Origin of the sequence: Sulfuritalea sp. (genome assembly GCF_031426875.1) — a bacterium.
GTDB lineage: Bacteria > Pseudomonadota > Gammaproteobacteria > Burkholderiales > Rhodocyclaceae > Sulfuritalea.
Map to the genome: position 1 here is coordinate 1 of NZ_JASJPC010000007.1, position 18543 is coordinate 18543.

Sequence of the window (18543 nt, forward strand, 5' to 3'; positions counted from 1 at the left end):
TTGCTTGGGCAAGGCTATCACTCATCTCGCTGTCCGATTTCCTGGGGCCGGCTCTCTTGTCCACCACCTCGGCATGGTAGGCGCCCAGCGCGCTGTACGCGTCGGCGTGCTTGGGGTCGAGCTTCAGCGCGGTTTCCAGCGCCGCCTTGATCTTGCCGCCGAGGCCCTGCGCCAGCGCCTTGATCACCGAGATGCCCTGGCTGTAGCGGCCCAGCGCATAGGCCTGGATGTAATAGGCATTGGCGTTCTTCGGCTGCACCTGCTGCAGTTCCTCGCAGCGCGAGGATATCTCCTGGAACAGCGTCAGCTTGCGCTTGTCGTCCGTCTCGATGTAGTTGGCATAGATCATCGCCGCCTTGTTGGCCGCGTTGTAGCCGTCGATGCCGGCCGCCAGCCCGGCCTCCAAGGCCTTGTGGAATTCGCCCTGATGATGGAGGCGCCACGCCTCCTGTACCTCGGCGTCGGCCGGGAAGGGTTCGCGGTCGCCGCGATGCAGGCGCTCCCAGTTTTTCTTCAGTGCCGCACCGGTGAAAACATAAGCCTTGTCCGCATACGGAAATTTCTTCCAGGCCGCCTTTGCCATGATGGGTCTCCTCCGCTCAGTCAGTTAGGTAGTTCTTCGACAGTTCCACGAACAGCTCGCGCGAATGCCCCGTCAGGTAGGGCGCGGCCAGCGCCATGACCTGGAAGGCGCCACGCGCCAGGCTCTTGCCGTCGATCTTTTTGCGCGGGTCGCTGACGAACTCGAACGACAGCCAGTAAGTCGCCACCACGGTCATGTTGATCGCCAGCGCCTGGATTTCCGCCGGGCTGGCCCGCATGTCGCCGGTCGACACCAGGCCGCGGCAAATCACCGCGGCGGTATGAACTTTATGGGCGACGATGCGCTTGAAGTGGGTTTCGAGCACCCGGTTGCGCGACAGCAGTTCGTTGATGTCGCGGTAAAGGAAGCGGTACTGCCATATGCCCTCGAATACCAGGTGCAGGAACAGCCAGATGTCCTCCACGTTCGGCGGCCGCCGCGTCGGCGCCGCCAGGGTTTCCTCGATGCCGCGCTCGAAATCGGCGAACAGGGACTCGATGATCTCGTCCTTGTTGTGGAAGTGGTAATAGAGATTGCCCGGGCTGATGCCCATTTCATCGGAAATCAGCTGGGTCGTGACGTTCGGCTCGCCGAATTCGTTGAACAGCGTCAACGAAGTTTCCAGGATGCGCTCGCGCGTGCGGCGCTTGGGCTTCTTTTCGCTCATCGATCACCAGTCCCGAACAGTCCGGCGAGGATAGCAGAAACCAGCGCCCGGCCCGGCGTCGGGCGGCACGGCGCCCGACGCCGCCATTCCGTTCAGGAATCCAGCTTGGTCGCGGGCTTCCGCACTGCTGCCTTCCGGGGCGCGGCCTTCTTCGTTGCCACCGCAGGCTTGGCGGCTGGCTTGGCAACCGCGGCCTTCGGCTTCGCGGCCGTGCCGAGCTTGTCCACCGCGGCCTGCAACTCGGCCACGCGCTTGCTCAGCGCCGCGACGTCGTCCCTGGTCGGCACGCCCAGGCTGTGCAGCGAACGGGCGACGCGATTCTCGAATACCTGTTCCAGCTTGTCCCAGGTGCCGGTCGCCTTGGATGCCATTTCCGTAACCTTCTCTTCGGCCACCTTGCGGGTTGTCTTCTGGATCGTCTCGCCCTCGCGCACCAGCGCATCGAACACCTTGCTGCCTTCCTCCTGCGCCTTGGCAAAGGCGCCGAGTCCGGCCAGCCAGATCTGCTGAGCGGATTCGCGAATGGTGGCGGAAAGCTGACTGTCCTTGCCGACGGATTTGAGTTTCTTTACCACGAGTTTCTTGACCATGAAAATCTCCTGAAATGACTAAGTCATGGGCCCCGGCGTCGAGACCGCGGCAGACGCCCTGCCTGCCATGAAGGCGAGTCTAGCGAGTCCGATTAGAGAGGTCACACTAATGACCGGCGCCAAACCCGCTTAGGCTTCGGCTTCTGTATCATTCCGCATACGCACACCCCATCAGGCCGCAGTTCAAACAATAACGAGGAGGCAGCAATGAACTATTTCGTTACCGGGGCGACCGGGTTCATCGGCAAGCGACTGGTTGCCAAACTGCTGGAAAAACCGGCAGCCACCGTCTACTTCCTCACCCGCGACAAGAGCCCCGAACGCCTGGAGGCGCTGTACGACTTCTGGCAGACCGACAAGAGCCGCGCCGTCCCCGTCGTCGGCGACCTGCGCCAACCCGGCCTCGGCGTCGGCAAGGCCGAGCTCAAGAAGCTCAAGGGCAAGGTCGATCACTACTACCACCTCGCCGCCGTGTATGACCTGAAGGCCAGCGCCGAAGACCAGATGGCGGCCAACGTCGATGGCACGCGCCATGCCGTCGAACTGGCGCAGCAGATCGACGCCGGCTGCTTCCACCACGTCAGTTCGATTGCCGCCGCCGGCCTGTTCGAGGGCATTTTCCGCGAAGACATGTTCGAGGAAGCCGAGAACCTCGACCATCCCTACTTCGGCACCAAGCACGAATCCGAACGCATCGTGCGCGCCGAATGCAAAACTCCCTGGCGCGTCTATCGCCCCGGCGTGGTGGTCGGCGATTCGCGCACCGGCGAAGCGGAGAAGATCGACGGCCCCTACTATTTCTTCAAGCTGATCCAGAAAATGCGCGGCATGCTGCCGCCCTGGATGCCCAGCATCGGCCTCGAAGGCGGCCGCATCAACATCGTCCCGGTCGATTTCGTGGTCGACGCCCTGGCCTATCTCTCGCACCAGAAGAATCTCGACGGCCGCTGCTTCCACCTCACCGATCCGCACCCGATGCGCGTCGGCGACGTGCTCAACATCTTCGCCCGCGCCGGCCATGCGCCGGAGATGGGAATGCGCATCAACGCCGCGCTGCTCGGCTTCGTCCCGCGCAGCGTGCGCAAGTCGCTGATGGCACTGACCCCGGTGCGCCGCATCCGCAACGCCGTGATGAAGGATCTCGGCCTGCCCGAAGACATCATGCAGTTCATCAATTACCCGACCCGCTTCGATTGCAAGGAAACCCAGAAAGCCTTGGCCGGCAGCGGCATCTCGGTGCCATCGCTCGACAGCTACGCCTGGAAGCTGTGGGACTACTGGGAACGCCGCATGGACCCCGACCTGTTCATCGACCGCAGCCTGAAGGGCCGCGTCGGCGGCAAGGTGGTGCTGATCACCGGCGGCTCCAGCGGCATCGGCAAGGCGGCGGCATTCAAGATCGCCGCGGCCGGTGCGATCACCGTCATCGTCGCGCGCGACAAGGAAAAGCTGGACGAAACCGTGGCCGAAGCCAAGGCGCAGGGACTCACGCTGATCCCCTACTCCGCCGACGTCGCGGATGAAGCGCAATGCGCCGAGGTGGTGCGTCGCGTCATCGCGGAGCATGGCGGCGTCGACATCCTGGTGAATAACGCCGGCCGCTCGATCCGCCGCGGCATCGAGAACTCCTTCGACCGCATGCACGATTTCGACCGCACCATGCAGGTCAATTACTTCGGCTCGCTGCGCCTGACCATGGGCTTGCTGCCGAAGATGCTCGACAAGCGCGCCGGCCACGTCATCAACATCTCATCGATCGGCGTGCTGACCAATGCCCCGCGCTTCTCGGCCTACGTCGCCTCGAAGGCCGCGCTGGACGCCTGGACGCGCTGCGCGGCTTCAGAGTTCGTCGATCGCGGCATCGAGTTCACCACCATCAACATGCCGCTGGTGAAGACGCCGATGATCGCCCCGACCAAGCTCTATGACCACGTGCCGACCCTGACCCCGGACGATGCCGGCGACATGATCGTGGATGCCATCGTGAACCGGCCGGTGCGCATCGCGACGCGGCTCGGCATCTTCGGCCAGGTGCTGCATGCGGCGGCGCCGCGCGTGGCGCAGATCATCATGAACACCACCTACCGGATGTTCCCCGACTCGTCGGCGGCAAAGGGCAAGGGTGAAGCGCCGGCCATGCCCTCGGCCGACCAGATCGCGTTTACGCAGATCATGCGCGGCATTCACTTCTAGAGTGGCGTATGGAGTAGTCGTGGGGCTGAAGGGCGGACGTAGGGCGGACTTCAGTCCGCCATCCACCTTGGCCGACTGAAGCCGGCCCTACCGCGCCGTCCACCTTGGCCGACTGAAGTCGGCCCTACAGCGTTTCGACATTTGCGCGGCCGATCGGCTCCTGCCTCACGGCGACTCCAGCACCTCGCGCAGCTTTCCCAGCAGGCGGGGTGAAATTGCCATACCCAGATGGCTGACGCCGCTGATGGCGACATGGGCGGCGCCGTCCAGCCGCGTGGCGGCTTCCTGCGGGTAGACGTAGTTGTCGTGGCCGCTGTAGATCGACATCGAGCCTTGCGGAAGGACATCCCGCGCCGCGAGCTCGGTCAGCCAGGAACTGCCGAGGCGCATCTGGCGCGCGTTGCTGCCCGGCCCCAGGCGCGCCAGGCGCGTGCCGCGATGCGGCGTACCGAGCGTTATCAGGCGCGCCACCCTGGCCTTGCCGTGGCGCCGCAGGTAGGCGCGGATGGCCAGCCCGCCCATGCTGTGGCCGACCAGGATCAGCTGCGCCGCCCCGGTCGCCGTCAGCACCTCGTCGATGCGCCGCGCGATGCCGTCAGCGTAGCCGTCGATATCCGCAAACACCGGCTCCAGGTTGTGCGTGGCCACGGTCCAGCCGGCGGCTTCGAGCTTGCGCCGCAACCAGAACCAGAAGCCGCGGTTGCACTGGTAGCCGTGGATCAGCAACAGCGGCGTGCGCCGGGCGGCGCAGTGGCCGAGCCGGTCCGGCCCCAACCAGAACTTCTCGAAAGGCTGCACCACGGTGAACAGCAGAATCAATGCCGCATATTCTTCCAACACCATGCGCAGCGCCTGCAGCGGGCCGATGCGCAGACTCGTGGGCACGCTGCGCTCACCCCCCAGCATCAGGCCGAAGCTCAGCAGCACGAAGTACAGGCGCATACCGAGAGCGCCTGCCAGCCCGAGGCAGACCGCCTGCAGCGGCGTCCAGCCGCCGCGCGACACCAGCCAGTTGCCCAGCAGCGTGTAGAACAGCAGTTCGCCGCACAGCAGCCAGCGCAGTTGCCGTGCCGCCATCGCCAACTCTCAGACCAGCGGCGCCGCGGCGCGGCCGGCGAGCGCCCCGGCCAGCGCCGAGATGTTGCGCGCGACGATGCCATACACCGACTGCTGCGGATTGGCGCCGATACTGGTGGGGAACAGCGAACCGTCGGCTACCGTCAGGTTGCCCAGCTGGTGGTGGTGCCCGCGCGCATCGACCACCGATCTGGCGGCATCCGGACCCATGGCGCAACCGCCCATGACGTGAGCGCTGACCACGCGCATCGAGAGCAACTGCATCGGCAGCTGCGCGATGCCCTGCTTCGCCGCCGCCCAGCTGTCCCAGCCGGCGCACTCTTCGTGCACCGCGTAGACCTTCTTCGCACCCGCCGCGAACTGGATCTCGGCCATGGAGAGCAAGGCGCGCCGGGCGCCGTCCCAGATGACGTCGTCGAGCGGGTAGTCGAGCAGCGGCGTGCCGTCGTCACGCAGGCGCACCTGGCCGCCGCGACTGGCGGGATTGAAGCCGTCGCGCAGCAGCGCGAGCAAGACATGGGCGTGGTTGAACTGCTGCATCAGGGCGGCATGGCCCGCGCCGAAGCCCTGCAGCGTGGTGGCGAACAGCACCGGATGCAGCGGCGGCGCTTCGAGCTTGTAACCGAGCGGGCCGTCGATCGGCAGCTTGTCGAGGAAGTGATCGGAATACAGGCTTTGCGGCGCGCCCGCGTGACCGGCGACCACGGAGTCCATCAGCGCCGAACTGATCACCGTCGGATGCAGGAAGCTGCGCCGGCCGAGCTGGCCCGAGGGATCGGGCGCGGCGCTGCGGAGCAGCAGCGCCGGGCTGCCGATGGCGCCGCCGGCGAGCACGAAATGTTTCGCCCGCAGCAGCACGCGGCGCGCCTGCGGATGGATGCCGGCCGCATCCATGGCGCGGCATTCGAGGGCCGTAACCTGGTCCCCGCTCAGCACCAGGCGTTCGGCACGCAGGCCGGAATAGATCGTCGCGCCGTGATCGAGCGCGGCCGGCAAGGTGGTCACCAGCATCGACTGCTTGGCATTGGTCGGGCAGCCGGTGCCGCAGTAGCCGAGGTTCCAGCAGCCATTGACGTTGCGCCGTATGACCTGGGTGGCGATGCCGAGCTTGCTCGCGCCCGTGCGCAGCAGCTCGTTGTTGGCATTCGGCGGCACATACCAGGCGCTGATCGACAGCCGCCGCTCGACCATCTCGAACCAGGGCAGCAAGGCTTCCTGCGTGTAGTCGGCGAGGCCGAACTGGCGCTGCCAGAACTCCAGCGTGGCCGGCGGCGTGCGAAAGCTGCTGGTCCAGTTGACCGTGGTCGAGCCGCCGACGCAGCGCCCCTGCAAAATGTTGACGCCCTTGTCGGCCGTCTTGCGCGCCGCGGATTCCTGGTAGAGCTGCGGGTAGGCCTCGGCCTCGCGCATGTGGAAATCCGCGGTGGAGCGCAGCGGGCCTTCCTCGACGACGATCACGGAGAGGCCCGACCTGGCCAGGATCTCGGCGCTGATGCCGCCGCCGGCGCCGCTGCCGACGATGACCACGTCGGCCTCATCCTCGCGGTCGCTTTCCAGCCGCGCCGCGTCGACGATTTTCCAGCCGCGCGCGATGCCTTCCGGGTAGGGGTCCCTGATCATGATTTCACCAGCACTGGAGGACCGGGATAGCCGATCGCCGCCCAGGATTGCGGATCGGCATACCAGGCGCCGAGCACCAGATCGTGCAGCGCCTGATAGCCGCTTTTCAGCAGGTCGAGGCGGCTGTGCTGCCAGCGCCGCAGGAAGCTTTCGATGTCGGCCACGCCGGCCTGATCCCAGGACGGCGTGAGGCCGGCCACTGCGATGCGGGTCGGCGCGAAGGCCAGTAGGGCGAAGAGTTCCGCCACTTCCTTTTGCGACGCGGCGCTCAACGCGCCGACCGCCAGCGCCACGCCCTTGGTGATGCGCTCCAGCGCCGCGGCGCGGTCGGCGCCGGACGGAAAGACGCCCAGCAGTATCACCGGTGCGATCACCGGAACCACCGTGCGCATGGAGGCATCAAGCGGATTGCCGGCCACCAGCGCCTGCTTGCCGGCACGATCCAGCGGCTTCTGCAACATCGCCGCGGCGGCCAGCAGCAGCGCGCCGGCGATGCCGGTCTTGATGAATTGGCGTCGGCTGAACATCGCCATCAGCGAATGAGGAATTTGGTGAGGCGCTCGAACAGCGCGCCATAGGGCGGATTGAACAGCGACATGCCGTTGAGCCCCGACTGGTAAAACACCGCCTTCTGCTTGGAGAAGGTCTTGAAGCCTTCGCTGCCGTGGTAATGGCCCATGCCGCTGGGGCCGACGCCGCCGAAGGGCAGGTTCTCCTGCGCGATGTGCAGGATGGTGTCATTGACCGTGACGCCGCCCGCGATCGTCTCGTGCAGCACGCGGTCGCGGCGTCCCGCGTCGTTCTCGAAGCAATACAGCGCCAGCGGGCGCGGATGCTGGTTGACGTAGTCGATGGCGGCGTCGAGGTCGGTGTAGGGCAGGATAGGCAGCAGCGGGCCGAAGATTTCGTCCTGCATCACGCGCATGTTGTCGTCGACATTCAGCAGCGCCAGCGGCGGCAGCTTGCGCCGGGCGGCATCGGCGGCCGCCGTCGACAGCGGCTCGAGGCGCGCGCCGCGCGCCTCGGCGTCGGCGACGTAGCCCTGCAGGCGCTGGTAGTGGCGGTCGTTGACGATCGCGGTGTAATCCGGCGTGCTTGCCATGGCCGGGAAGCACCTGGCCACCACCGCGCGCGCGGCGTCCACGAAAGCCTGCTCACGCCCCGCCGGCACCAGCACGTAGTCGGGCGCGATGCAGGTCTGGCCGGCGTTCAGCAGCTTGCCGACCATGATGCGCTCGGCCGCTTTCTGCAAGGGATAGTCGGGGCCGAGGATCACCGGCGACTTGCCGCCGAGTTCCAGCGTGACCGGCGTCAGGTTGTCGGCCGCCATGCGCATGATGTCGTGGCCGACCTTGGTCGATCCCGTGAACAACAGATGGTCGAAGGGCAGGCGGGCGAAATCCGCGCCGACCGCCGCATCGCCCAGCACCACCGCGACATCGTCGGCGGCGAAGTACTTCGCCGCCAGTTCGGCCAGCAGTTCGCCGGTGCGCGGGGTGAATTCCGACATCTTGACCATGACGCGGTTGCCCGCCGCCAGGGCCGCAGCCAGGGGCGACACGGCGAGGAACAGCGGGTAGTTCCAGGGCACGATGATGCCGACCACGCCCAGCGGCTGCGGGATGATCTGCGCCCACCCCGGGCGGAACCAGATCGACGCCGCCTTGCGCTGCGGCTTCATCCATGCGCCGACGTGGGAGCGGTTGTGGCGTATCGATTCGAGGCTGGGGAAGAGTTCCAGCAAGCGGGTTTCGTGCGCGGAGCGATGGCCGAAGTCGGCCGAGATCGCGTCGACGAAACGCTCGGCGTTGTCGTGCACCAGGGCGGCCAGCGCGTCGAGGCGCGCCTCGCGCAGGCCGCGCTCGACGCTCGAACTGCGCCGGGTCGCGGCGTGCATGCGCGCGAAGAGGTTCTTGTAGGCTTCAGCCCCAGCGGCATGAGGCGCCGATTGATGTGCTGCCGGTTCGATCGCGGTCATTCCAAGCTCCTCCTGGATGGGCACAGCATATTGCCGTAGTTTAGGCGCGCGGGCAGCCTCCGATTAGGCAAGGCACTCTAACGAAGCCCCTTGTGCGGGATGGATAATCCGCCCATGGATGAACACCTCGACAAGGACGCGATCGGCCACGAACTGGCGACCTGCATCGCCGAGGCGCGCGAGTTGCGCGCGGCGCGGGCCGACGATCCGCGCGCCGAGGATTATCCGCACCTGAAGGAATACCAGGCGGCCCGCCTCGCCCACAGCTACGCCGATTTGCTGGCCAGCGCACGCTACAAACCGGCAGCCGAGTTCTTCCTCAGCGACCTTTACGGTCCCAAGGATTTCCGCACGCGCGACGAGGAACTGGCGCGCGTCGTACCCCTCATGGTCCATGTGCTGCCGGCGCGCGCCTTGGCCACGCTGCTCGAAGCCGTGAAGATGGATACGCTGTCCGAGTCGCTCGACACGGCGATGGTGCTGGCCCTGCGCAAGGCCGGGCGCAACCGCGCCATCGACTGGCCCGCCTATGTCGCTGCCTATCGCAGTTGCGGGCGGCGCGAGGATCGCGAACTGCAGATCGCCTTGGTCGACCAGATCGGCAAGACCCTGGACCGCCTGACGCGCATGCCCTTGGTCCGCTACTCGCTCAAACTCATGAGCGGCCCCGCGCATCTGGCCGGGCTGGAAGCACTGCACGGATTTCTGCAGGGCGGCTACGACGCCTTCAGCCGCATGAAGGGCGCCGACGAATTCCTCGCCATCGTCGGCGCGCGGGAGACGGCACTGATGCGGGAGCTGTTTGCCAATCCGGACGCGAGTTATCCGGTGTAATCAGCGCGCCGCTTCGCGGGTCCAGCGCAGTATTTCGTCGAGCGACGCGGACGGCGCCCCGAGGTGCGTCGCGTCGGGCTCGTAGAGTTTGGTCAGCGGATGCCGCGGCAAGGCGTCGAACATGGACTGCTTGATTTTCTGCAGACCGGGATAGTCGCCCTTCGGCGCAATGAACAGGACCGGAACTTTCGGATTCATGTTCTTCATGGCGATCACCTGGTTCATTGCGCCGTCTGGATCGAACCAGGCAAGGTAATTGGCTGGCGTGGCGACAATCGGGTAGGTGCCGCGGGAACTTTCGAAGTCGAGCAACCGGGCTTTCTCATCGCCCTTGCCGTCGGCGGCCAGCTGGCGGGCCTGGGCCACCGCGGCGCCGAGCTTCTCGCGGAAGATCGGGCTGCCGACGCTGCCGCCCGGGGCTATCGCGACGATGCCATCGACCGGATGTTTGCCGCCGAAATAAAGCGCAAAAAGCCCGCCCTGGCTGTGGCCGGCGACGAACAGTTTCGCCGCTCCCTTGGCGCGCAGGCTCTCGAGTGCGGATTCCACCTGCTTTTCCGCCGCCGCGACGTTCGCATCGTAATCGCGCTGCCCGGACCAGGGCATGTCGAGGTTGGCGACCAGGTATCCCTTGCCTTCGAGAGATGCAGCCAGATCCGCCACGTGTTTGGTCGGCGAGCCGCCCTTGCCATGCATGATGACGATGCCGATGCCCGGCAACTGGGCGGCAGCCGGCTGGACGATGCCGGCGACAATCATGGCGAGAACCCATGCCATGTGCTTGCATGCGCTTCCAAACATTTGCTTCTCCTTCGGGGCGTTCGAAAAATCGGACGGCATGACCGGCCTCAGCCGCCCTTGAGTTCCAGCGGCAGGCCGGCCGCGACGAACGTCACCCGCTGCGCGATGCGGGCAATCGACTGGTTCATGCGGCCGGCATCGTCGACATAGAGGCGCGTCACGGCGCCCAGCGGCACGATGCCCAGTCCGACCTCGTTGCTGACCAGGATCACGCGGCCGGGCAGATTCGGCAGGCAGTCGAGCAGTGCCGCGGTCTCGAAAGCCAGCAGCGGGCAATTCACGGCTTCGCCGGCCTCGGCCTGCTGCGCGGCGGAGCCGGCATAGAGCAGGTTGGTCAGCCACAGGGTCAGGCAATCCACCAGCAGGCAGCGGTCGGCCGCGGCATGGTCGTTCAGCGCCGCGGCGAGATGCAGCGGTTCCTCCACCAACACCCAGTGCTGCGCTCGGCGCGCCTGATGATGGGCGATGCGCCGCGCCATTTCCGCGTCGCCGGCCTGCGCCGTGGCGATGTAGCTCACGGCCAGGCCGGACTCGGCCGCGCGCTGCTCGGCCAGTGCGCTCTTGCCCGAACGGGCGCCGCCAAGAATGAGTTCGATCATGGGGCGTCGCCGCTCAGGCCACCGCCACTCGATCCTCGAAACGGCAGACGTCGATATCCACCGTCAGTCGGTGGATCGCGACTTCCGGCACCTTGGCCTTGCCGGCGCCCGGCTTGAGGCGCACGAAACCTCCGGCAACCAACCGGCTCAGCGTGCGGCTGACATTCGATTCGGCGCGGCCGACCAGGCGCGCAAGGTCGGCAACCGATGCCGGCTTGCTGTTCTCGATCACCGCGAGCAGTTGCCGGTTGTCCGGGGTCAGCAAGCGCATTACCGCCTCCACGGAATCGAACGACATCTGTCCGGCATCGACGGGAGGCTGGCGCGTGCCCTTGGCGACGGCAAGCATTTCCGCCTTGAGTTGTTTCATCGATTGAATCTTGAGTCCCATGGTCATTCCTCCTGCTCATCCACAATTTCAAAGCTCACGCCCTGCTCGTTCAAGGTGCACTCGGCTTCCCTGAAAAAATCCTCAAGCAGCGTCTCGACCGAAACGAAGTCGTAGGGACGGCCTTCGTCGCTCGCCGTGCGGTGCCAGTGATCGGCTTCGAGCTTCCGTTTTACGTAGCGCCCGCCCCGATGAGGCACCGAATGTGCGTTGTCGAAACCCAGCAATCGCGTTCTGTCGGGTGCGTGCAAAGTCAACGAATACGCAATGCCGTAAGGCGCCCTGGCCGATTTCTCGATCTGCCGTACCTCAAATCTCAGCGTATGCCCGCTGGCGAAATAATGTACCCGGCCATCGTAGGCCAACAGAAGTTCGAGCGCGTACTCCGGCAAATCCATAGGCACATCATATCAGCCATCGATATGATGTGCAATGCTGTGGGTGCCGCATCCGCCGCGGCAAGCAGCGCGCTGATGGACTGTTGCAGATGTCGGTGCCAGGCCCCATAATTCGCCGCGATTCGGTGGAGGCCTCATGTTGCATGAAGCCTCCTGGGAACACGGTGACAGGTTGATACCTCATTCCGTGGCGGGCCCGCCGCTGTGACCGGGGACGAAGCTTGCAATATGCCACTGGATGAAAATCCGGGAAGGCGCAAGCCAAGGACGATCCGGGAGCCAGAAGACCGACCGATGATTTTCATCAAGCCCGTGGTGCGGGCTTGTGCCGCGTTTGGACGCGCGGGACAAGGCCGCGCCGCTTATGAAAAAAGGATGAATCGGATGCGTTCCCCGCAAGTATTTCCCCGCTTTGAGATTGCCCCGCTGGATCGCGCCCTGAGCGCCGCTTTGCAGCACAAGATCGACCAGAAGACCAAACCCCTGGGCGCGCTCGGCCGCCTCGAAAGCCTGGCCCTGCAGCTCGGCCTGATCCAGCAGAGCCTTTCGCCGCGCATCGCCCTTCCGCACGTGCTGGTCTGCGCCGGCGATCACGGCGCGGCGAAAGCCGGCGTCTCGGCCTTCCCGCAGGAAGTCACCTGGCAGATGGTGGAAAACTTTCTTGCCGGCGGCGCCGCGATCAACGTCCTGGCGCGCCAGGCCGGCATGACGCTGGTGGTGGCCGATGCCGGCGTGGCGCATGAATTCGGTCCGCGCGACGGGCTGGTCGATGCGAAAGTTGGCGCTGGCGGCACGGCGAATTATCTCGAAGGCGCAGCCATGAGCGAGACCGAGTGCGCCACGGCGATGAACAACGGCGCCCGTCTGGCGCGCGAATTCGCCGCCGCCGGCTGCAATGCGCTGGGCTTCGGCGAAATGGGCATCGGCAACACCGCCGCCGCCTCGCTGCTGACCCACTGCATCACCGGCCTGCCGCTGGCCGACTGCGTCGGGCGCGGCACCGGGCTCGACGACGCCGGGCTGGAACGCAAGCGCGCGCTGCTGGCGCAGGCGTTGTCCTTCTGGCCGGAACGGCCCACCGCCAGCGGCGTTGCGCCAGACGATGCGCTTCGCATCCTGAGCCGTTTCGGTGGCTTCGAAATCGCGATGCTGGCCGGCGCGATGCTGGCCGCCGCCGAAGCGCGCATGACGCTGCTGATCGACGGCTTCATCGTCACCAGCGCGCTGCTGGTCGCCGCCCAGGTGTCGCCGGCGATCCTCGACTATTGCGTCTTCGCGCACTGCTCGAACGAGGCCGGCCACCGCCTGCAGCTCGCTTGGCTCAAGGGCCAGCCGCTGCTCGACCTCGGCCTGCGCCTGGGCGAGGGCACCGGCGCGGCGCTGGCGCTGCCGCTCCTGAACGCCGCCTGCGCCTTCATGAACGAGATGGCGAGTTTCGAGTCGGCCGGAGTCAGCGAGAAAAGCTGATGAAGCGCGAGCTGGAATACTTCTTCGCCGCGCTGCGCTTTTTCACGCGCCTGCCGGTGCCGGCCTGGGTCGGCCATGGACAGGACCAGCTCAACCATGCGGCGCGCTACTTCCCGCTGATCGGCATCCTGGTCGGCATCATCGGCGCCGGCGTCACGGAACTCGCGGCGCTGGCGCTGCCGATCGGCGTCGCCGTGCTGCTCGGCATGGCGGCGACGATACTCGCCACCGGCGCCTTCCACGAGGACGGCTTCGCCGATTCCTGCGACGGCTTCGGCGGCGGCTGGGACAAGGCGCAGGTGCTGACGATCATGAAGGACTCGCGCATCGGCAGCTACGCGGCGCTCGGCGTCGGCCTGATCCTGCTCACCAAATGGAGTGCGCTGACCGAGCTCGACGCCGGTCTCGGCCCGCCCTTTCTCGCCATCGCGCTGGTCGCCGGTCACGCAGTGTCTCGCCTGGCCTCGACCGTGCTGATCTATTTCCTCGACTACGTGCGCGACGACGACAGCTCGAAGTCCAAGCCGCTGGCGCAGCGCATGGCGCCGCATGAACTCGCCGTCGCGGCGCTGTGCGGCCTCGCGCCCTGCCTGCTGCTGCCCTTGGCCGAAGTGCTGACGGCGCTGGCGGCGGTGACCCTGAGTACGCTGCTCGCCGCGCGCTACTTCGTGCGCCGCATCGGCGGCTACACCGGCGACTGCCTCGGCGCCGCGCAGCAACTCGGCGAAGTGGCCTTCTACCTGGGGCTGCTGTGCAGCTTTACCTGATCCGCCACCCCGCGCCGCAGGTCGCCGCCGGCGTCTGCTACGGCCGCACCGACCTGGCGCTGGCGGCAGACGTTGCCGCCGCCGCGGCGCGCATCGCCGTGCAACTGCCGCCGCAGTTGCCTGTCTTCACCAGCCCGCTGCAACGCTGCGCGCAACTGGCGCAGGCCCTGCATCCGGCTCCTCAAAGCGATGCGCGGCTGCAGGAAATGCACTTTGGCGTCTGGGAAATGAGCCCCTGGGACCGGATACAGCGTGAGGCGCTGGACGGCTGGGCCGCCGATCCGCTCGGCTATCGGCCGCCGCAGGGCGAATCGGTCGGCGAACTGCAGCGCCGGGTGCATGGCTTCCTCGCCGACGTCCGCCAGCAGGGCCTGGAAAGCGCCGTGCTGGTGACCCATGCGGGCGTGATGAAAGTCATCGTCGGTCAGGCGCAGGGTCTGCCGGCGCGGCGCTGGATGGCGCTCAGCTTCGACTATGAAAGCGTGGTCCGCGTCACGCTCACCGACCAGGATGCTGCCGCGGCAAGCGGCCGCGCCTGATGCCGACGGGATTCAGGCCAGGCTGGCGCTGGCGCTCATCGCCAGCCAGCCTTCGGCATCCGTCGCCCAAAGCCTGACGGTCTTGCCGTCGCCCTCGGGCTGGCCATGGACAGAAAACGGCGCGATGTCGAACAGCGGCTTGTGGGCCTTGAACTCGAACGCCGCGATGGCCGCGCCGGGCAGGTTCCGCCGCAGCAGGTCGAGCAGCAGCGTGGCGATCAGCGGACCATGCACGACGAGGCCGGGATAGCCCTCGACCTCGGTCACATAGCGGCGATCGTAGTGGATGCGATGGCCGTTGAAGGTCAGCGCCGAATAGCGGAACAGCAGCACGTCGTCGGGCACGATCTCGCGCTGCCAGGCGCAGCTTGCGGGCGCCGCAGCAAGAGTTGGCGCTTGCCGGCCCGCGAAGCGGAATCCCCGGCAGACAGAGTCCGACACGGCGCTCGGCAGCTCACGGTAGACGATGTCGTGCTCTTCGGTGACCGCCAGTCCGTGCGCACCGTGGAATTCATGGCGCACCAGGACGAAGACCAGATCGCCGGAGCGCCCGCTCTTGTGGTCGACCGAGAGCACCTGCGAGCGGCGCTGCACGGCCTCGCCGACACGCAGCGGCTGCGGAAACGTCAGCCGGCCGCCGGCCCACATGCGGCGCGGCAGCGGCACCGGCGGCAGGAAGCCGCCGCGCGCCGGATGGCCATCGGGGCCGAGCGCCGACTGGCGCGCCGCGGCCACGCACAGCGTCCAGTGCCAGGGCGGCGGCAGCGCATCGCCCGGCAGCGGCGCAGGGTCGTCGCGATCCAGCGTCGCCGCCAGCGCGGCCACCCTGGAAGGCGCGATCAGGTCGTCGACCTGTTCCCGCCGACCGACCCAGGAGCGCAAGTGATCGAGTGTCTGCGAGTCCATGTTTTCCAGCATCGCCGGGCTGGCCGCCTAGAGCCGATTGACCCGCGGAAACTTGGAGGCGAAGAACTCGGGCATGGCCACCACTTTCTTCGCCCGATAGTCGAAGAAGACGAAGCCCGACTTGGCCATGGCGATCAGCGTCGCATCGGCCGGCCGCGTGACGCGGAAAATGATGTCGCCGCCGTACTTGTTGAAATCCATGACGCCGACCTCGAAGCGCAGCTCGTCGCGCGTATAGGCCTCGGCCAGATAGGTGGTGGCGAGGTCGGTGACGATGATCTGGTCGTCGGTGGTTTCCTCGACGCCGAAGTCGAACAGGAAGCGCGCCCGCGCCTCCGAGATCATCGAGATCATCGAATCGTTGCCGAGATGGTTGGCGCCGTTGATGTCGGTGATGCGGACCGTGAGATCCGTCGAATAGCAAAACTGGTCGTCGGGAAACTGCAGGGAGATGCGTGCCATGGTGACTTCGGGCAGGTCTGGCCAAGTAACCTCGACCGCGGCCCGCCCGCTGTTCAGGTAAAGGAGGTGTTCGAATTTTAGCTGCATCGACGGACACGCAGTCACCACGCACGGGAGACGATGGCAGGGCAGTCCCAGCGGGCAAAAAACGCATCTGATTTGATTGTGGGATCAGGTGCTTGATGCTTGCGTCGCCACAAGTAGCCGACCTAACCCAACTTCGCGTGGGTTGTGCCGTTTCAAACGTCCAGAAACCAGAAGGTAGCGTGATCAACTTTTCCGGTGACACCTACTATATATAGTAGGCAATATAAGGTTAGCCACTAGACGGAACGGTAACCACTTGTTTTCCACAGATTTTCCACATCTTGTCCACGTTGATTGCGTGAGCGAAACCGGTATACTTCATCTATCGGCCGTCGACAGGCGGCCGATTAAAGAGAAACGCCCCGGCCGGATGGTCCGGTCGAGGCGGAAAAGCCGGTTACCCGACTTGAAGAACTGCCAATTTAGCAAAGGCGACAGACCTTGTGCAAGGGCAGGCAAATATGGTACCGGGGCATTCTCTCTGCACGGCAATGCCAGAAAGGAACACCGCCATGACCGCCAAGACCACTACTCGCGTGGTACATCGCTCGTCGGTTCTCGGTCAGTTCGTGAAACCGTCTTACGTCAAGACGCACCCGAACACGACTGAAACCGAGCGCGTACGCATTCCGGCTCCGAAGCCGGCACCTACCAAAAAGCGTAGTTAAGTCTAGTAGTATCCGGGGCCTTCGTGCCCCGGCCTGCCATGCAACCCACCCAAGCGAGAATCACATGAAGCGATCGCAAATGGATCCCACGCAGGTGCAAAGCTTTTATCAATGGGCAAGCACTGAATGGGCGCGTTGCAGTTCCAACACCGTGACAATTGAAAGCCATGCGATCACATATCTGGTCGGCACGAATAGCGGTGGCGTCGCCGCGGTGGCGACATTTGCGGCTACGGCCAGTTATTCCAGTTGGCTCATCACTTTGGCGATCTGCGCATTTCTCTGTGGGCTCTTTGCAGCCGGATTGGGAATTGCGTTAGGACTGCGGCGCCTAGGTTGGATAACACGCTCCCTCGGCGATGACCAGCGATTATTCAACACAAATCAACTCGATGTGGAGGCTGTCCATGAGCGCCATCGTATTAGATTCAAGACTGCCAGCATAGGCACAATTCTCGGGTGGACTTCATTTATTGCATTCTGGATTGGTGCAGGCGTAAGTCTTTATACGTTCAATGACTACATGGATAAGAAGGCAGTTGCAACCGTCAAGGTCACTGTCCCAGCGCCGCAATCGACCGGTTCGTAAATGCTAGCTCGTGGCTTGCCCGGTGCTGCCACCGTGCGGTAGATATGGTGTAGGTAATCTCCAGCGCCATAAACTGGCTCCACCAAGAAAATCCGTAGCATGAAAAACGCCAAGCCCCGGTCAGCGTCAGGCGTCTGGTGCTGGCATCCCCACGGCGAACCAAGCAATTCCCCACCTTCCAAAATCCCGCCACAAGGGTCATTCGTTCTCAGGATTTGGCCGTCCAGACTGCTGGATTGACCGGCCGCAGCGCGATCGACGGCCCGATCGGGCCTGGCCTATAATCAGGCTAGCCAGATCACCAAAGGGCCGCCATGGAAACCGTCGCCATCTTCGAAGCCAAATCCCGCCTCTCGGAAATCCTTGCCGCTGTCGAGCATGGAGAGGAATTCACCGTCACCAAGCGGGGCGAACCGATTGCCCTCATCGTGCCCTATCACAAGGCGCAACAAGGCGAGGCCGCAAACAAGTTGCGCCGTGCCTTGATTGCCCGCTGCCGCGCGGCCAGCAAGGCCGCTCCCGTCGACGGGGTTGACCTTCGCGCCGCCATTGAAGAGGGCCGGGACTGATGCCCTTTGTAGTCGATAACTCTGTCGTTATCGGCTGGCACCTCAGCAGCCAGGCCACCGACTACACCGATGCAATGCTCGACCAACTGGCCAGCGACGTGGCCCATGTCCCTGCCTTGTGGCCGCTGGAATTCTCGAACGTGGTGCGCAAGGCGCTGACCGGCAAGAAGATCACCGAAGAGCGCGCCCGGGAGATCATGCAGATTCAGGCCGGGCTGTCGCTGATCGTCCACGCCGACGTACCCGATCCCGCCGAAAACATGGCGCTGGCTCTGCGCTACAACCTGAGCAGTTACGATGCCGCCTATCTCGAACTGGCCATGCGTCTGAAACTTCCGATTGCTGCCCAGGATGAAAATTTGAGAATCGCCGCTGAAAAGTCGGGCGTTGGGGTTGTCAGACCGGAAGCGGCACAATCGCCCGGTTCGTAAATGCCTGCCAGTGGCTTGCCCGGTGCTGCTGCTCTGCGGCAACCATGGTGTAGGCATTCTCCAGCGCCACAAGCTAGCTCCAGCAAGAAAATCCTCGGCATAAAAAAACGCCTGACTCCGGTCGGAGTCAGGCGTTTGGTGGTGCTGGCGTCCCCACGGGGATTCGAACCCCGGTTCATACCGTGAAAGGGTATTGTCCTAGGCCTCTAGACGATAGGGACTTATCGTTTGGTGGAGGTACGCGGGATCGAACCGCGGACCTCTTGCATGCCATGCAAGCGCTCTCCCAGCTGAGCTATACCCCCACAAGAGAGCGCGCATTATATGGAG

21 protein-coding genes, 2 tRNA genes and 1 riboswitch are annotated in these 18543 nt (G+C 65.1%); of the genes, 8 read left to right on the plus strand and 15 right to left on the minus strand.

The genetic code is table 11. From position 1 onward, the window contains the following. The 3 genes from RMO95_RS02915 to RMO95_RS02925 form a co-directional block, all read right to left on the minus strand. On the minus strand, positions 1-583 hold a 583-nt coding region (locus RMO95_RS02915; RefSeq protein WP_409574920.1), incomplete at its 3' end, for a hypothetical protein. Between the two features lie 16 nt (positions 584-599). After that, positions 600-1250 (minus strand): TetR/AcrR family transcriptional regulator, encoded by a 651-nt coding sequence (locus RMO95_RS02920; protein WP_310449093.1) that lies wholly within the window; start codon positions 1248-1250, stop codon positions 600-602. Between the two features lie 92 nt (positions 1251-1342). Then, the gene (locus RMO95_RS02925; RefSeq protein WP_310449094.1) at positions 1343-1840 is read right to left on the minus strand and encodes a phasin family protein; all 498 of its coding nucleotides are present in this window, start codon (positions 1838-1840) and stop codon (positions 1343-1345) included. A 207-nt stretch (positions 1841-2047) separates the two neighbouring features. Between RMO95_RS02925 and RMO95_RS02930 the strand changes: the two genes are divergently transcribed. Next, positions 2048-4033 carry an SDR family oxidoreductase gene (locus RMO95_RS02930; protein ID WP_310449095.1) on the plus strand — a complete coding sequence of 662 codons (1986 nt, stop codon included), beginning with the start codon at positions 2048-2050 and terminating at the stop codon, positions 4031-4033. 165 nt (positions 4034-4198) lie between these two features. On the opposite strand, the gene RMO95_RS02935 is transcribed toward RMO95_RS02930, so the two are convergent. Genes RMO95_RS02935 through RMO95_RS02950 form a run of 4 tightly spaced genes read right to left on the minus strand, consistent with a single transcriptional unit; the run spans position 4199 to position 8708 of the window. Beyond that, positions 4199-5110: an esterase/lipase family protein gene (locus tag RMO95_RS02935; RefSeq protein WP_310449096.1), complete on the minus strand. Its 912-nt coding sequence runs from the start codon at positions 5108-5110 to the stop codon at positions 4199-4201. A gap of 9 nt (positions 5111-5119) precedes the next feature. Beyond that, positions 5120-6730, minus strand: a complete 1611-nt coding sequence (locus RMO95_RS02940) for a GMC family oxidoreductase (RefSeq protein WP_310449097.1) — start codon at positions 6728-6730, stop codon at positions 5120-5122. Continuing rightward, positions 6727-7257 (minus strand): twin-arginine translocation signal domain-containing protein, encoded by a 531-nt coding sequence (locus tag RMO95_RS02945; protein ID WP_310449098.1) that lies wholly within the window; start codon positions 7255-7257, stop codon positions 6727-6729. The genes RMO95_RS02940 and RMO95_RS02945 overlap by 4 nt, the downstream gene beginning before the upstream one ends. Before the next feature lie 5 nt (positions 7258-7262). Then, positions 7263-8708: a coniferyl aldehyde dehydrogenase gene (locus RMO95_RS02950; protein ID WP_310449099.1), complete on the minus strand. Its 1446-nt coding sequence runs from the start codon at positions 8706-8708 to the stop codon at positions 7263-7265. Positions 8709-8822: 114 nt separating this feature from the next. Between RMO95_RS02950 and RMO95_RS02955 the strand changes: the two genes are divergently transcribed. Further along, positions 8823-9542: an FFLEELY motif protein gene (locus RMO95_RS02955; protein ID WP_310449100.1), complete on the plus strand. Its 720-nt coding sequence runs from the start codon at positions 8823-8825 to the stop codon at positions 9540-9542. On the opposite strand, the gene RMO95_RS02960 is transcribed toward RMO95_RS02955, so the two are convergent. From RMO95_RS02960 to RMO95_RS02975, 4 genes are read right to left on the minus strand one after another with little or no spacing between them, the layout of a single operon-like run. Next, complete coding sequence (locus RMO95_RS02960; protein WP_310449101.1) at positions 9543-10343, minus strand: alpha/beta fold hydrolase; 801 nt, start codon at positions 10341-10343, stop codon at positions 9543-9545. A gap of 47 nt (positions 10344-10390) precedes the next feature. Beyond that, positions 10391-10942 carry a bifunctional adenosylcobinamide kinase/adenosylcobinamide-phosphate guanylyltransferase gene (gene cobU, locus RMO95_RS02965; protein WP_310449102.1) on the minus strand — a complete coding sequence of 184 codons (552 nt, stop codon included), beginning with the start codon at positions 10940-10942 and terminating at the stop codon, positions 10391-10393. Positions 10943-10955: 13 nt separating this feature from the next. Further along, positions 10956-11333: a MarR family transcriptional regulator gene (locus RMO95_RS02970; protein WP_310449103.1), complete on the minus strand. Its 378-nt coding sequence runs from the start codon at positions 11331-11333 to the stop codon at positions 10956-10958. A gap of 2 nt (positions 11334-11335) precedes the next feature. Further along, positions 11336-11728, minus strand: coding sequence for a DUF6516 family protein (locus RMO95_RS02975; RefSeq protein WP_310449104.1), 393 nt, complete (start codon positions 11726-11728; stop codon positions 11336-11338). A gap of 106 nt (positions 11729-11834) precedes the next feature. Further along, positions 11835-12039, plus strand: a riboswitch (cobalamin riboswitch). 73 nt (positions 12040-12112) lie between these two features. Here RMO95_RS02975 and cobT point away from each other — a divergent pair. From cobT to cobC, 3 genes are read left to right on the plus strand one after another with little or no spacing between them, the layout of a single operon-like run. Continuing rightward, the gene (gene cobT / locus RMO95_RS02980) at positions 12113-13195 is read left to right on the plus strand and encodes a nicotinate-nucleotide--dimethylbenzimidazole phosphoribosyltransferase (RefSeq protein WP_310449105.1); all 1083 of its coding nucleotides are present in this window, start codon (positions 12113-12115) and stop codon (positions 13193-13195) included. Next, the gene (locus tag RMO95_RS02985; protein ID WP_310449106.1) at positions 13195-13962 is read left to right on the plus strand and encodes an adenosylcobinamide-GDP ribazoletransferase; all 768 of its coding nucleotides are present in this window, start codon (positions 13195-13197) and stop codon (positions 13960-13962) included. The genes cobT and RMO95_RS02985 overlap by 1 nt, the downstream gene beginning before the upstream one ends. Beyond that, entirely contained in the window at positions 13947-14501 is a 555-nt protein-coding gene (gene cobC, locus RMO95_RS02990) for an alpha-ribazole phosphatase (RefSeq protein WP_310449107.1), read from the plus strand. The genes RMO95_RS02985 and cobC overlap by 16 nt, the downstream gene beginning before the upstream one ends. A gap of 12 nt (positions 14502-14513) precedes the next feature. Here the strand turns inward: cobC and RMO95_RS02995 are convergent, their stop codons facing one another. Continuing rightward, the gene (locus RMO95_RS02995; RefSeq protein ID WP_310449108.1) at positions 14514-15407 is read right to left on the minus strand and encodes a MaoC family dehydratase N-terminal domain-containing protein; all 894 of its coding nucleotides are present in this window, start codon (positions 15405-15407) and stop codon (positions 14514-14516) included. Between the two features lie 27 nt (positions 15408-15434). Next, positions 15435-15869 carry a thioesterase family protein gene (locus tag RMO95_RS03000; protein ID WP_310449109.1) on the minus strand — a complete coding sequence of 145 codons (435 nt, stop codon included), beginning with the start codon at positions 15867-15869 and terminating at the stop codon, positions 15435-15437. A gap of 819 nt (positions 15870-16688) precedes the next feature. On the opposite strand from RMO95_RS03000, the gene RMO95_RS03005 reads away from it, so the two are divergent. From RMO95_RS03005 to RMO95_RS03015, 3 genes are all read left to right on the plus strand, one after another. Then, positions 16689-17213, plus strand: a complete 525-nt coding sequence (locus tag RMO95_RS03005; RefSeq protein WP_310449110.1) for a hypothetical protein — start codon at positions 16689-16691, stop codon at positions 17211-17213. A 314-nt stretch (positions 17214-17527) separates the two neighbouring features. Continuing rightward, positions 17528-17782 (plus strand): type II toxin-antitoxin system prevent-host-death family antitoxin, encoded by a 255-nt coding sequence (locus tag RMO95_RS03010; RefSeq protein WP_310449111.1) that lies wholly within the window; start codon positions 17528-17530, stop codon positions 17780-17782. Then, on the plus strand, positions 17782-18213 hold the full coding sequence (locus RMO95_RS03015) for a type II toxin-antitoxin system VapC family toxin (RefSeq protein ID WP_310449112.1): 432 nt from the start codon (positions 17782-17784) through the stop codon (positions 18211-18213). Before RMO95_RS03010 ends, RMO95_RS03015 begins: the two co-directional genes overlap by 1 nt. 145 nt (positions 18214-18358) lie before the next feature. Here RMO95_RS03015 and RMO95_RS03020 read toward each other — a convergent pair. Next, positions 18359-18434 (minus strand) — tRNA-Glu (locus tag RMO95_RS03020). Positions 18435-18442: 8 nt separating this feature from the next. Beyond that, positions 18443-18518, minus strand: a tRNA-Ala gene (locus tag RMO95_RS03025). Between the last annotated feature and the right edge of the window lie 25 nt (positions 18519-18543).

What these genes read in the sequence shown, in the direction of transcription:
- RMO95_RS02920 (WP_310449093.1), bottom strand. Translation starts at nt 1,250, where the DNA reads ATGAGCGAAAAGAAGCCCAAGCGCCGCACGCGCGAGCGCATCCTGGAA.
- RMO95_RS02925 (WP_310449094.1), bottom strand. Translation starts at nt 1,840, where the DNA reads ATGGTCAAGAAACTCGTGGTAAAGAAACTCAAATCCGTCGGCAAGGAC.
- RMO95_RS02930 (WP_310449095.1), top strand. Translation starts at nt 2,048, where the DNA reads ATGAACTATTTCGTTACCGGGGCGACCGGGTTCATCGGCAAGCGACTG.
- RMO95_RS02935 (WP_310449096.1), bottom strand. Translation starts at nt 5,110, where the DNA reads ATGGCGGCACGGCAACTGCGCTGGCTGCTGTGCGGCGAACTGCTGTTC.
- RMO95_RS02940 (WP_310449097.1), bottom strand. Translation starts at nt 6,730, where the DNA reads ATGATCAGGGACCCCTACCCGGAAGGCATCGCGCGCGGCTGGAAAATC.
- RMO95_RS02945 (WP_310449098.1), bottom strand. Translation starts at nt 7,257, where the DNA reads ATGTTCAGCCGACGCCAATTCATCAAGACCGGCATCGCCGGCGCGCTG.
- RMO95_RS02950 (WP_310449099.1), bottom strand. Translation starts at nt 8,708, where the DNA reads ATGACCGCGATCGAACCGGCAGCACATCAATCGGCGCCTCATGCCGCT.
- RMO95_RS02955 (WP_310449100.1), top strand. Translation starts at nt 8,823, where the DNA reads ATGGATGAACACCTCGACAAGGACGCGATCGGCCACGAACTGGCGACC.
- RMO95_RS02960 (WP_310449101.1), bottom strand. Translation starts at nt 10,343, where the DNA reads ATGTTTGGAAGCGCATGCAAGCACATGGCATGGGTTCTCGCCATGATT.
- cobU (WP_310449102.1), bottom strand. Translation starts at nt 10,942, where the DNA reads ATGATCGAACTCATTCTTGGCGGCGCCCGTTCGGGCAAGAGCGCACTG.
- RMO95_RS02970 (WP_310449103.1), bottom strand. Translation starts at nt 11,333, where the DNA reads ATGGGACTCAAGATTCAATCGATGAAACAACTCAAGGCGGAAATGCTT.
- RMO95_RS02975 (WP_310449104.1), bottom strand. Translation starts at nt 11,728, where the DNA reads ATGGATTTGCCGGAGTACGCGCTCGAACTTCTGTTGGCCTACGATGGC.
- cobT (WP_310449105.1), top strand. Translation starts at nt 12,113, where the DNA reads ATGCGTTCCCCGCAAGTATTTCCCCGCTTTGAGATTGCCCCGCTGGAT.
- RMO95_RS02985 (WP_310449106.1), top strand. Translation starts at nt 13,195, where the DNA reads ATGAAGCGCGAGCTGGAATACTTCTTCGCCGCGCTGCGCTTTTTCACG.
- RMO95_RS02995 (WP_310449108.1), bottom strand. Translation starts at nt 15,407, where the DNA reads ATGGACTCGCAGACACTCGATCACTTGCGCTCCTGGGTCGGTCGGCGG.
- RMO95_RS03000 (WP_310449109.1), bottom strand. Translation starts at nt 15,869, where the DNA reads ATGGCACGCATCTCCCTGCAGTTTCCCGACGACCAGTTTTGCTATTCG.
- RMO95_RS03005 (WP_310449110.1), top strand. Translation starts at nt 16,689, where the DNA reads ATGAAGCGATCGCAAATGGATCCCACGCAGGTGCAAAGCTTTTATCAA.
- RMO95_RS03010 (WP_310449111.1), top strand. Translation starts at nt 17,528, where the DNA reads ATGGAAACCGTCGCCATCTTCGAAGCCAAATCCCGCCTCTCGGAAATC.
- RMO95_RS03015 (WP_310449112.1), top strand. Translation starts at nt 17,782, where the DNA reads ATGCCCTTTGTAGTCGATAACTCTGTCGTTATCGGCTGGCACCTCAGC.